Here is a 12,662-nt window from a genome sequence, read left to right as displayed (position 1 = left end):
ATAAGAGTTGGAAATTTTGCATGTCGCGGAATGAACGGAGCGGCCAACTAGGTTAAAAATTGTCGTCGCATCAGAAGTCTTGCTCAACACCATAACTCGCAGAAAGAAAGAGTGAGGCATGGGTGCGAAAACCTCGATGTTTGTAGGCGACGCGACAACCTATCCATGAATCTAACTATTGAATGAACCTTTTGTTTGAACAACTCGAACCGCGACGCTGCATGAACGCGGCGTGGCAGAACCCAGCGCTTCGGTGTGATGTCGATGGATCATCGCTCGTTGAGCCGTTCGATGCTCTTCAAGTGATCAATCGACTTAGCCGTTCAGAAGCCGGACAGTTGCCGTCGGCACGTGGGGAGGGCGAGCCGTACTACGATACCAGCGGCGATGGGCAATTATCGCCGCGCGATGCATTGGCGGTGATTAACGTCTTGGCTCGATATTCGGATCCCTTGCAACTCATTGTCAATACATCTCCCGATTTGGATCCGAATGCCAACGGTGTCGTCCAATCACCGCAAGTCACATTCACCGGCACGACATTGCCTAACGTTTCTATGGTGGCGAACAAGAGCACGGGGACTCCGGATTCGCCAACGACGCTTGACAAGACACAGTCGGACAATGATGGGAATTTCGTCCTGCAATTTGATCTGCAGAACGGCCTCAACGAAATCGAGGTCACCGCACACGACCCACGCGGACGCGAGGTATCGCGGTCGAAGTCGCTTCGCCTTGGCGACGTGGTTCTCGATTGGAATGCGGCTGCTCTGAACGTCGTACGCGAATGGACGACTACCGACGATGATCCTTACGGCGGACGCATCGTACCGTCACAGCCGCCGCGGGTCGCACACAATCTGGCGATGATCCACACTGCGATGTTTGATGCGTTGAACGCCATCGAGGGTGGCTATCATCCGTATCTGAAGGGTCTGTCCGCCGAACCGGGTGCATCACCCGAGGCGGCGGCTGCCGCAGCCGCACACCGTGTCGCATCGCGGCTTTATCCGGAAGCCGACGAGATGGCGCATTGGGACGCCTCGCTGGCCGAGTCGCTGGCAAGCATTCCTGACGGCGCGGCAAAAGACCTCGGCATCGTGTTCGGAAATGACGTCGGCGACGCAATGCTCGCCGCTCGGGCCGATGATGGATCGGCAGCGGAGATTGACTACACGCCTGGGGCCGATCCGGGCGACTGGCGGCGCACGCTTCCCGGCTACCTGCCGCCACTGCTCCCGCAATGGCGATACGTCGAGCCTTTTGCCATTGAAGCGGTTGAGCAATACCGGCCCGAGCCGCCGCCTGAACTGAGTAGCGAGCGGTATGCCGAGTCGGTCGATCAGGTGATGCAACTTGGACGTCTCGATAGCGAAGTTCGTACGGACGACCAAAGTGAAATCGCGATCTTCTGGGCCGATGGTGGCGGCACGTTTACGCCACCAGGCCACTGGAACCAAATTTCCGCCGACGTCGCATTGGCCAAAGGCACATCCCTCACCGAGAACGCGCGGCTGTTCTCGCTGCTGAATATCGCACTGGCGGATGCGGGGATCGCTGCCTGGGACGCGAAGTATCACTACGACCTCTGGCGGCCCATCGACGCGATCCGTCAAGCCGACACCGACGGTAATCCGGCAACCACCCCCGATCCAGACTGGCTGCCGTTGGTACAGAACCCGCCCTTTCCAACCTACACCTCCGGGCACAGTTCATTCAGCGGCGCGGCCGACGCTGTGTTGACCGAGTTCTTCGGCTCGAACGTTCATTTCACCAGTCAGCTCGACGGCCACAACGCCCCGGCACAGCGTCCACTCGCAGAAGAGCTGATCGTCACACGTTCATTCACTAGTTTCACCCAAGCCGCCGAAGAGGCTGGGATGAGCCGCATCTACGGAGGCATCCACTTCGACTTCGACAATACAGCCGGACTCCAATCCGGCCGAGCCGTGGGAAAACACGTCATGGGAACGATGCTTTCCGCGACCGGATACGAATCCCGACAGAACAGTTTTTCGGCGATTTAGAAATCTTAGTGATGACTACGAACCGCACTCAGATCCTCAAACCGAATTCAACCCGATACAAATCGAGATGAGAGCAAACTCACGACACCTAGGGAAACATCATGATCAATAAGCTTTTTGTTAATACGATGCCGTTTACTTACACGCATTTCAAATTGAATCTAATGGCCATTGCGGTGATCTATCTTTTCTTCGGGTGCGATCAATCGCTCGGACAGGGGACGATCACCGCCCGTGGTTCAGTGGAGCTTGGTTCAGTGGTAGACGATACCGAGGTCGGTAGAAATGCTGACGGCTTTCTGGGGCTTGAAGACGGGGCGCAGGTGTTCACCTCTGGCGTCGATGTCGGTATCGGCGGTGTGGGTGACTTGTTTCTTTCTGGGATCGGAACGAATTATCAATCGGGCGGAACCGCGAGCGTTGGATTTTTGAACGTCGGTCGCCTGACCATCGAAGATGGTGCGTCGTTCCGATCGAAAGCAATGGAGATCGGTGATCGCTCAGGTTCAACGGGCTTTGTCGAGGTCAACGGGCGCGTGAGTCGACTGAGCGTTGGAAATGAAATAGTCATTGGAAAAGCGGGCTTGGGCGAAATGCGGCTGAGTGATGGTGGCAACGTGACTACGGCAAAGATCGCGGTCAACGGACGCCTCGCTGGTGATGGAACAATTTCTGGAATCAGAGGAGATTCGTTTGGAGGCGTCCAAGTTTCCTCATCCGGTGAAATCACGTCGGCGGCCGGCGAGAACCTCTCCTTCATTGGCGGAGTCGTCACCAACCTGGGACGGATCGAGTCGATTGGAACGACCTCGTTCTTGTCGGAGATGACGTTTGACTCTTCGGTGACTAGCAGCGGACAAATCATTTCCCGAAATGCCGTGATGCGATTCGATGGCGGATTGACCAATGAAGGCGATCTGTTGGCCAGTTTCGGAACTTCCGACATCCAAGGCGATATCAACAACACAGGACGCATCATCGTCACCGGAGGCGCTCAGGCAACTTTCTACGACGACATCGTTCAAAACGGCACGCTGCGTGTCAGTGCAACCGACACTACCAGCAGCGTGGCGGTCTTTGCGGGAGACTTCAGCGGCAGCGGAGGCGCCACTGGTGGCGGTGACATCTTCTTCGAAGGCGGATTCAGCCCCGGCAACAGCCCCGGGTTGGTCGAATATGATACCGACCTTTTCTTCTCACCCTCTTCCATGCTGGAGTTTGAGCTCGCCGGACTCGAACCGGGCACAGAATACGACCGGGTCGTTGTCAACGGCGATGTCGTCCTCGATGGCACCTTGGACGTCCTTTTACTCGACGACTTCGATCCGTTAGCCAGCTCGATCTTTGACATCGTGATCGCCGATTCCATCCAGGACAATGGAACAGAGTTCCAGTTCCCCACCCTCGACAACGGCCGACTCTTTAGCTCATCCATCTTCACCAGCGGAAATCGCGACATACTGCGTTTGACCGTCACCGCGATTCCGGAACCAGGCACAACCGCAGTGCTTTTGATGCTTTCCTGCTTCGCCTTCGTCAACAGACCTCGCCGAAAAGCCACTGCTGTTAGGGAAAGAATCAAGAAGTCCTGAGTCCGTATCACCACAAGCGGGGCCGTCGCCCGGCTGCACGCACCATTTCGAACTCCGTAATGGTGCCGTCGAGCAAGAGCTCTTTGAGTGTGTTCATTCCAAAGGAATCTTGTTCCAGATTCAGCCATGGGTTGAGCCGGCACATTATTTGAAGCAGTTCGGCCGCCTTCCCTTCACAGCGCGCATATACCTTTAACAGATGATCGAAGTGTGATTGAGCTAAACCGTAATGGGTTCGCCAACACCCGCTCGGAATGCGCTCTGATTTCAATCTGGCATTGGCAAGGACGTAAACCCAGGCGGGGCGCAACTTCTTTCCTCCCACCTCCACGGTAGTCAGGCGTCGATGAAACAGGGATCCACCTTTGCCAAACCCGCGAAACCCTTCAATTCGATCGAGCCGCTCGAGTAATGCAGGAAGATTCTTGGTCCGAAGGTATTCACCTCGCACGCATTCATGGGCATAAGTGTGTTCACTGTCGAACGTTATTCCTGGAAACCCGCTTCCCGTATCCCACAGCGAGCCGGGACAGGCGGCACCGCACACGTATTGCACGCCGTGCTCTCGAATATGGGCGGCGCGACACTGGCCCCGCATCAATGTCCCGTAAATGAAAATGGCATCGGTGATCGGCTCCGAATGACCGGCTGCTGCGGCATTGAGAATGTCCAGCTCTAGGTCATGGTTTTCATACGCGTTCTGAACAAGCTGCAGGTAGGCGTCGGTTGGCTTGACGTGTCGATGTTTTGGCTGCTTGACAAGGTAGGTAATCGCTTCGATCTCTTCTCCGTCTTGGTCAACGACCGCAAGCGGAACACGCTGGTAGTACCTGGGGGCACCTTCTTTCCGGTCCAGTGCCTCCCAACCTTCCCGAGGATCGACCTCGAAGAGAACTCCCTCGACCATGCCACCGGGATACGGCTCCACGTTGAGTGCACCGCCGCCGCGTGTGCAGCTGAAATGCGAAAATGCGAGCCGGTGATCGAAAAGCTGCGCCCAGGATCTCTTTCTGAGCAAACCAGTTCCGTAGCCTTTTTCACCACACCACCGGTCGAAATCCGCGGTGTCAAGGTTTGAGCCATAGGCGAAGTAATACGAGGCAGAAATGGACATGAATGCGATCTCCGTCACGAGAGAATTGACTGCGGAAAGCCACGTTGGCCACCGCTCATCGCAATCATGCCACGAAACACCTGACACGTTCCTGACAATCTCGCAGAGGCATCGGTCAGGAATCCTAGCACTCGAGATTTCTAGGACAGTCATTCGAAACGATTCCGAACACGTGCATCGGCAAGGCCCACGATCCGCGTCCGAAGATTTCTTGCCTATCAACCCCGGTAATTCTCGCAAGTTGTTTCTTCAGCCGTTGTTTCGTCTGATCGAACTGGTTGTTTGATCTGCCGCCCGGCACAAGTTCGCGTTGAATCGCGGCAAAATCGTCTGATCGAAACTTCTCTAGCAGTTTGGCGAGAATCAGTAGCTGATCTCCATTGCCGTTTTCCCAACTGTGATTGTCGCGGTTCCACCATTCGGCTCGCTCTCGACTCAACCGGAAACCAACTGCTCCAGGATACTTTTCAAGAAGGCCCTCGATTTCAGCTTCGGCAAAGGCTAGAGAGCAGCGGCGCTCTGGAAGTTCGATTGTGTTGCTGCGGAGGGTCCAACTTCCCTCCCATTCGAACGGATCAAGCAATGGCGTACCTAATCCAGAGATTTTTGCGTAGGGCAAGTTGAGAAGATAACTGGCCAGTTCGAGCAAGTTGAAGTTAGACCGCTGGAGAGGCGTGACCGCTGCGTGCGGAAGATTTCGGAGTGTTTCCCGCTCCTGAAGCGTTCCCTGCCGATCGAGCACGCGAATGGCGAGGTCGAAGAGGTCTGCAATCTTTTCTTGGGCGTCTGGGCCATCCAGCAAGTGCAGTGCCGCCATGCGGTAAATCAGAGGCATCGCACCGAGAAGCTGAGTTTGGGTACTTGCGTCCGATGCCTCCGCGAACAGTTTTTCGGCTTCCAGGAGGATTTCATGCGTTCGATCTTCCGATCGCATCAGCAAATGAGCCAATCGATAAGCGGCCAGTTGGGGCCACGGTCGGTGTAGTGTCCTTGCTTTCAAATACGTTTCGCGTGCCAGGTTCGTGACGCCGGCCAGATCATCGTAGATGAGTTTGGCTTCATTTGTTTCCTCGATAGCCTGCCTGACTTGGACCAATTCAGCTACGTCCACTACGGATGCTCCTATTCCTGTCGGTGCAACTCTGGACACCGCCGGCATTTGCGCTGGTTCGGCGAAATTTCGCCAGGTCCCGGTCCGGGATTTCGAGAAGCGTGCGTTAAAGCAAAATTCGCTCCAATGCGGAAACCGATGCAGCTTCCTGCAGGAAATCTCCTTCACAACTCGCGCCGGGTCGATCTTGTGCATCGTGGTTCTCCGGAGTGTATCCCACTTTGCAACAACCTAAAGCAAAAGCAACGACGCGTTCGGCTACTCCAGAAGCTTTTCCAAATGACACTCGACGCTCTCGCCAAGTGCCACGGGGTTGTACCCTCCTTCCAGTATGCTGACCACGCGGCCATCAGCATGCGTCTTGGCCACGTCCAAGACGATCTGCGTCAATTCGCTGAAGTCTTCGCTTTCCAACTCCAGCGATCCAATCGGGTCATCCACATGGCTATCGAATCCGGCGCTGACCAGGATCAGTTGCGGCTTTATTTTGTCGGCTAATGCTTCGACTTCCGCACGGAAGCCTTTTAATTGATCCTGTCGAGCGGTGCCGAATCGGATTGGCAAGTTGACTGTTGTCCCCTTCCCGGCACCACCGCCCGTTTCGTCGGCCGTACCGCTGCCAGGGTAAAACGGGAACCGATGCATCGAAAGAAACCCAACATGCGGGTCTTCCCAAAAGATGTCTTGGGTGCCGTTGCCGTGATGGACATCCCAGTCGACGATCATCACTCGGTCAAGGTCGAGTTCCGTCGTTGCAAAGCGTGCTGCGACGGCAATGTTGTTCATCAAACAAAAACCCATCGCCTTTGTGTCGGTCGCGTGATGGCCCGGTGGACGGACCAGACACAGCGCCGTCTTGTCCTCACCGGCCACGACGCGTCGCACGGCGTCACAGGCTGCTCCAGCCGCCATCTTGGCGACATCATACGATCGGCGACTAACAATGGTGTCGGGATCAAGCATTCCACCCCCCATTTCCGCAAGGCTTTCGACGGCGTCGATTTGGTCTTTGTCGTGAACTCGCATCAATTGCTCGTGCGAGACCGATTTCCAAACTGGTCGCGTGCAACGTTGGTCGAGCTTGTTTTCTTGGAGCCGCGCGGTCACGGCACGCAAGCGTCCGGCGTTTTCAGGATGCCCTCCCGTTTCGTGTTGCAGGAAAAATTCGTCGCTGTAGAGCAGAGTCATGGCGTAGCCAAGGATCGATGATTGGTAGTGTTATGCGTTGCCATCAGTTCGCTGACCAGCGAAACTCGGCTTTCAATTCCCAGTAGCCTCCCATTGAGCATATTCGCGGTTTGCCTGGACCTGCAACCTATCAATATCAAATGGCGTCACCGCAGGCGTCGCGTTCAGCCCCACCGATGCCGCCGACGTGCTTGATGAGATTTACGGGCGGCATAGTTGATGCCGTGTGTTGCCGAGGTAAGTCACCAGCTCGGCGTTTTACACCATGCGAGTCAAATAGGCGTTTGAATGCGGACGTTTGCGATCAGTAGACTGCCGCTGCATTGTCCGTCATTGCCTTGGCGATGTGAGGGTCAAGTGTCTGCTTGGTCGCTGAATATTCTCTGAGCAGGCACCGTCCACCTGCGACGGTGAGGGCGTCAGACAGGAATCTCGCCGCACGACGCCCGAATTCGCACCCGATGAAGCAAAGAATGCCGACCGGTCGGCATTCTTTGACCGCTGCGAGCCGGCCAATTCCTGATCCAAGCGACTCATGCCGCACCTGCTGCACCCGGAAATCATCCGGGAGGTGATTCACGACGGTGCTTTAACCAAGTTGCTCCAGAGAACCTCCCGGTTACGCAGAATCGCTGCCGGATAGATGTTCGGCTGGCGTGACGGTCCGATACCAATCCATCCCCCGTCACCCACCGCACAATCACCTCCTCGATCTCCCGTCTCGCCCCGGAGTGTGCGCATTTCAACGGCGTTCGCGCCGACACCTCGTCCTCCGCAGTCGAACAATGCTCACCGGTCGGCATCGCGACTCATGCCCTGCGGCCTAGGCAGGTTGATCCAGGGGCCGAAGAGCCGGGGATCCGAATCGGGACGATGCAGCGAATTAAATGTTTGGAATATCGTGCGGTCGGCTTGCTGTGCGGTGATCCTCAGGACGCCTTGAATGATTTGGAACAGGCGCCGCTGCGAGACCGTTGCCTTCGCTATGTCGCCGCAACTCGCGCACGAGAGCAGTGATTCGTCACGCTGGACGGTTCGCACAAAGCCGAACCCAGCAACGGGTAATGAGGACGACTTTTTCTTGTCGAGCCATTCGCCCGATCGCAAATGGGGGGCTACGGTTACCTAATGTTTGAGCTTGGGAACCGGCACCAGAGTTGATCGGGGCAGCCAAGCGTGTCGAAGACCAGCAAACCAGATGGGCACGATGAGTCAGTGGGTATTTGCCGAAATGTCCGGGGCATCCGTTCGGCGCGATCCTCAGGAAACAGAGCTTTTCAAGACCGAAGATGCGGGTGAGAACGAGTACGCGGGGACCGACGCACTTGTCCGCGAAGTCATTCAGAACTCAATGGACGCTGCGATCGGTGGTCAGCCTGTCCGTGTTCGTTTTGGGTTGCATCCCGCTGATGACCTTCCGTCCACGGACAGACTAGCGGCCTACTTCTCGCGGCTGCGGCCAGCACTTGCGCATCGCAACATCGATTATTTGCCGTCAGGTGCACCGAATCTTCAGCTGGGCTATCTGGTGTGTGAGGACTTCGGCACACGAGGGCTTGGTGGCGACGTGACACTCGGAAAGGACCCGCCGAAAAGACACCCCACGCGAGAAGACTTCTTTTGGTTTTGGCGAAATATCGGTCGGAGCGGAAAAACGGGAGACGATCTCGGACGTTGGGGCCTTGGAAAAACCGTCTATCGGGCGGCAAGTCGAGTCGGCTGCATGCTGGGGCTGACCGTCCGAGCCTGCGACAACCTGCAATACTTGATGGGGCAAGCTGTCCTGCGCCTTCACGAGCATCAGGGCACAGAGTATGCGCCCGAAGGATTCTGGTGCCGTGGCTGCGACGCGACCGGTCTGCCCGTTCCGATCCAGGATGAGCATCCTATTCGCTGCTTCAAACAGGAATGGTCCATCACACGAACGACCGAATCAGGGCTGTCGGTTGTTGTTCCCTATGTGACCGATGGCTTGCAGGCTGAGAGTATTTTACGTCTTGTCGCGATCAACTTTTTCGTGCCGGTCCTACGCGGTGAATTGATTGTGGAAGTGGCGGGTCCTGGACTACCCGGTCATCAATCAATCGTTCGAATCGATTCCGAATCGATCGATCGTGTTTGTCGATCGCTGTCTTGGGACGGAAAGGTCTCTCAGAAGCAAAGTTGTCCACCTCCGATTGAGCTCGCCAAGAAGAGCTTGGCAACAGCTGCCGCAGCATCGACAACAAGGTTGTTGGGCCAGACGAGCATGCCGGTCATCGACGAAGAGGCATTCGACGAAGCGGTGACTCAGGACTTGCGCCAACGCTACGCAGATGGACAACTGATCGGGGTTCGTGTTAGGGCGGCCCTTCCCCGCCAGAAGGGACCGGATGATGAAGGGGAAGCGCTGGTCTTTCTGCGCCGCCGCGGAGGCGTCGAACGTCATGAGAGCTATTTCATTCGTGAAGGCATGACGATTACGCGATTGAACTCGAAGCGGAGCCTGCGCGGCGTGGAAGCGTGGGTTTCAGTGGAACCGGGACCGCTAGCGTCGTTACTTGGTGACACGGAGGGTCCGTCCCACATCAGCTGGGACACCTCCAATGATGAGCGAGCCAACCAGACGTGGAAAAAGTGGAAAGGACGTGTCAGGTTTTTCAGTCGAATCGTTGATTCGTTGGCCGAGTTCCTTTCGCCTCCTAGTGATGAGGCGGATTTCGAACTCCTGAGTGATTTCTTCTCTGTGGACAAAACGCTAGCCCCGAAACCAAGGCAGCGGCAAAGTGATGTGGGATCGAGCAACCGGACGTTCGTCCGCCCGGATCCAACCCCACGCTGGTATCGCAGTTCGGCCAAAGAAGGCGGATTTCGCGTTACGGCTTCGAGGGATCTCCCGGTGCCGAAAGACGCTTGGCTACGGATCGCTGTCGCTTACGACATGGCTGGTGGAGATCCACTTCGGCATTGGGCAAAGTTTGACTTCGATTTCTCGAAGAAAGAAAAGGGTCAAATCAAATTTAAGGGAAGCGGCGTGGTCGCAAGTCTCAAGAACGGCAACGTCGTCGATCTGAAGATTACCGAACCAGAATTTGATCTCTCCGTCTTCGGATTTGATGTTCATCGTGATCTATTCGTTCGCATTGAAGAAATCGATCCAGATAGCGAGGTGAGCAAATGATCCAGCGCGTGAATTCATTGGGACGGCGTCGGATCCCCCGTTCGTGCGCGACTCTCGTGGTCCACGACGGTACGCCCCGAACCTTCGATGCCGAAATTGATTTGTCGAGCCTAAATTTTCCCGAAGTGGCTTCGGTAGTGATTGAAGCCAGAAGCGCAGGTTCATCCGTTGTGCCACGCTTCGAATGTGGAAAGGTCGGTGATTTGGTGATGCCAAGGCAGCAGCCTCTGACCGCCCTGGAAGGCCAAAACCTCTTTTTCGCGCTGAAGGTCATCGATCGAAGCGAACGCGTCGGACGCCTGCTTGGGATCGCGGAAAATATCCGCCCCGAATCGACGGGAGACCAAACGCTGGCTGGAAGAAAAGGCATCCTTCCGGTCGAACGCAGGCCGCTAGGACAGCAGCTTTGGCGACTCGAGTACGGTGAACACGATGTGTTTCTTCTGGTCAATCAAGACGTCGCTGGGCTAAGCGAATCGATTGGCAGTGACCCGCTGATGTACGCGGTCGTTTACCCCGAGGTCGTTCGTCAGATTTTGACTCAAGCCATTCAACGTGGGGGCGATCCCGACGCAGACGATGACACTTGGTCAACCCTATGGCTCAGTTTTGGTCTGCGACTTCATCCCGATCATATTAATCCGCCGTCCATGGACGAACTTGACGCGGTCAACGAATGGATCGAAATGGTCGTCGACGCTTTCTGTAACCAACATTCACTTAGAGACCGATTTGTCCAAGGGGACCTATTGAGTCGGGAGTCATGATGAATACCACTCAACTAAAATCATTCAACAGCTCAGGCATCGAAGCGTTTTGTAAATTCTTGCAATCCCAGCGGGAAAACGCCGAAGGCCCCACGCGAGATGAACTGCTCGAAGACGGATCATTGATCGAAGAAACCGGATTCGGGATCGACATTGAAAATCGAACGTTCCGGACGCGCCGCGATGCTGCCAACTATTTCCATGACCGCTTCCGGTCAATCTCAGCTGAACAGCTACGGAGAGATGCAGGGCTTTGGTCTTGGCTTTCACTGTACTACTTTGATCAGGTATGCCCCGTAGCCGATGGTTGCCGACGGATCCGAAACGACTACACGTACGTCTACATGCCCAATCAGTCGATTTATTATTACCGGCACCTGTTGTTTATCGCGTGGTACGTGCGTTTTGTTACGCCAAAGCACAACCGGCTGTTTCTTGACACTTCCCTACATCGACTGGATAAATTCACCACCGAAGTCATGAAACGACTTTACCTAACACGCATTCCGTGTGTGTTCGAAGTACTCGACCGATTGTACTGGGATACATCCGAAGACGGCCCGCGAAAAGGGGTGATAACGCCCAACCGCATGGTGGCTGGTGATCTAATGCATCGCTTCCCAACGCGAATCCGTCAGCTCGAAAAGACCTACGACCTGCTGAGTTTAACAGCAGATCAGTTGATCGAGCTTCTCGGGAAGGAGTTTAGCCGTTTCGACCGTTTGTCGACAGCGACGCCGATGGTGGTTTGAATTCCGAACACCGTCAGTTCGCATGAACCGCGGTATCTTCCTGTCATCTAGAATCAAAATGCGGCCAGTCGTGTTGAGTGGGGCAACGACAATCATGAAATACCGTGAACTACTTGAATTGGCCAAACAGCTCAGCTATCGAGACAAATTGCGGCTTTCGCAAACTCTCATTCAGCTTGCTCGCAAAGAAGAAGAGGATCAGCACCCTCAGAAGCGTCCTGCGAAGCAAAGAAAAAGTGATTCAAATGACAACCCGGTTGAGTACGCGGCAGAACGACTCGGAAAACTAAAGCCGTCCAAGAAGGAATCGCTCTTCAACACAATCTCCGCCATGTTTCAAATTCCACGGTGGGAATCGGACGAGATCGTCAACGTTGGGCCTCTGGCGGACGAGCAGTTGACGTCATGTAAGAAGTCACGCCTCACAAGCCTATTTGTGGGCCGTGATCAACAGAACTGCGCGGGCTCTCTCTTGCGACGCGTCGTAGAGGCTGAATCTGCCGTTAAATCGGGGACACCGTATTGTCCGCGACTTGACCTGCTCGGGGCTAGTGAGCTCAACCAAGACCTCCTCACCCCGGAAGCGATCCAGCAGGTTGGAAACGTTCTGGTCCACGACGGCGACATCCAGGGCCAGTACCGCCGATCGGCCGGCGGGCGCCGCTGGGCCGCCACCGGACGGCTCTTCCCAGCCGCCCAGGTGCAGCATCCGGCTGCGAAACAGCCATCGATGCCCTTGGCCGCCGACGATGCGGAAGCGGGCTTCGATCGGTTCATCGGCCGACTCACCGGTCAGTTGAAAGACATTGATCGGTGGGGGCGCCGCCGGACAGGGAGCCTGAAATGGCATTGGCGACAGCATCAACACAAAACTCAACAGAAGTCCGCCACGGAATGAGGGAATCATGATCACGGGTCTCCAAGTGGAGGTCAGGCAGGAGGCAAATGGAT

At 55.7% G+C, this 12,662-nt stretch carries 10 protein-coding genes; 6 read left to right on the top strand and 4 right to left on the bottom strand.

All coding sequences use genetic code 11. The features are described 5' to 3' along the window. Positions 1-182 precede the first annotated feature (182 nt). Both FYK55_RS12360 and FYK55_RS12355 read left to right on the top strand, forming a co-directional pair. Positions 183-2,027 (top strand): phosphatase PAP2 family protein, encoded by a 1,845-nt coding sequence (locus FYK55_RS12360; RefSeq protein ID WP_150076735.1) that lies wholly within the window; start codon positions 183-185, stop codon positions 2,025-2,027. 101 nt (positions 2,028-2,128) lie between these two features. Continuing rightward, positions 2,129-3,619, top strand: coding sequence for a hypothetical protein (locus FYK55_RS12355; RefSeq protein WP_150076734.1), 1,491 nt, complete (start codon positions 2,129-2,131; stop codon positions 3,617-3,619). Positions 3,620-3,626: 7 nt separating this feature from the next. Here the strand turns inward: FYK55_RS12355 and FYK55_RS12350 are convergent, their stop codons facing one another. The 3 genes from FYK55_RS12350 to FYK55_RS12340 all read right to left on the bottom strand — a co-directional run bounded on the left by FYK55_RS12350 (position 3,627) and on the right by FYK55_RS12340 (position 7,032). Beyond that, the gene (locus FYK55_RS12350; protein WP_161604470.1) at positions 3,627-4,733 is read right to left on the bottom strand and encodes a gamma-glutamylcyclotransferase; all 1,107 of its coding nucleotides are present in this window, start codon (positions 4,731-4,733) and stop codon (positions 3,627-3,629) included. A gap of 124 nt (positions 4,734-4,857) precedes the next feature. Further along, the gene (locus FYK55_RS12345) at positions 4,858-6,039 is read right to left on the bottom strand and encodes a hypothetical protein (RefSeq protein WP_150076732.1); all 1,182 of its coding nucleotides are present in this window, start codon (positions 6,037-6,039) and stop codon (positions 4,858-4,860) included. Positions 6,040-6,102: 63 nt separating this feature from the next. Further along, a complete protein-coding gene (locus tag FYK55_RS12340) occupies positions 6,103-7,032 on the bottom strand; it encodes a histone deacetylase family protein (RefSeq protein ID WP_150076731.1) in 930 nt (309 codons plus the stop codon). Positions 7,033-7,905: 873 nt separating this feature from the next. Between FYK55_RS12340 and FYK55_RS29070 the strand changes: the two genes are divergently transcribed. From FYK55_RS29070 to FYK55_RS12325, 4 genes are all read left to right on the top strand, one after another. Further along, positions 7,906-8,049 (top strand): hypothetical protein, encoded by a 144-nt coding sequence (locus tag FYK55_RS29070; RefSeq protein ID WP_161604469.1) that lies wholly within the window; start codon positions 7,906-7,908, stop codon positions 8,047-8,049. 190 nt (positions 8,050-8,239) lie between these two features. Beyond that, positions 8,240-10,192 (top strand): hypothetical protein, encoded by a 1,953-nt coding sequence (locus FYK55_RS12335; RefSeq protein WP_150076730.1) that lies wholly within the window; start codon positions 8,240-8,242, stop codon positions 10,190-10,192. Positions 10,193-10,401: 209 nt separating this feature from the next. After that, on the top strand, positions 10,402-10,959 hold the full coding sequence (locus tag FYK55_RS12330) for a hypothetical protein (protein ID WP_161604468.1): 558 nt from the start codon (positions 10,402-10,404) through the stop codon (positions 10,957-10,959). Next, the gene (locus FYK55_RS12325) at positions 10,956-11,711 is read left to right on the top strand and encodes a hypothetical protein (RefSeq protein WP_150076728.1); all 756 of its coding nucleotides are present in this window, start codon (positions 10,956-10,958) and stop codon (positions 11,709-11,711) included. The genes FYK55_RS12330 and FYK55_RS12325 overlap by 4 nt, the downstream gene beginning before the upstream one ends. A 430-nt stretch (positions 11,712-12,141) precedes the next feature. Here FYK55_RS12325 and FYK55_RS29065 read toward each other — a convergent pair whose 3' ends face one another. Continuing rightward, complete coding sequence (locus tag FYK55_RS29065) at positions 12,142-12,618, bottom strand: hypothetical protein (RefSeq protein WP_161604467.1); 477 nt, start codon at positions 12,616-12,618, stop codon at positions 12,142-12,144. Positions 12,619-12,662 lie beyond the last annotated feature (44 nt).

The sequence above is a fragment of the Roseiconus nitratireducens genome (assembly GCF_008629675.1).
GTDB lineage: Bacteria > Planctomycetota > Planctomycetia > Pirellulales > Pirellulaceae > Stieleria > Stieleria nitratireducens.
This window is presented reverse-complemented; position numbering and strand designations above follow the sequence as displayed.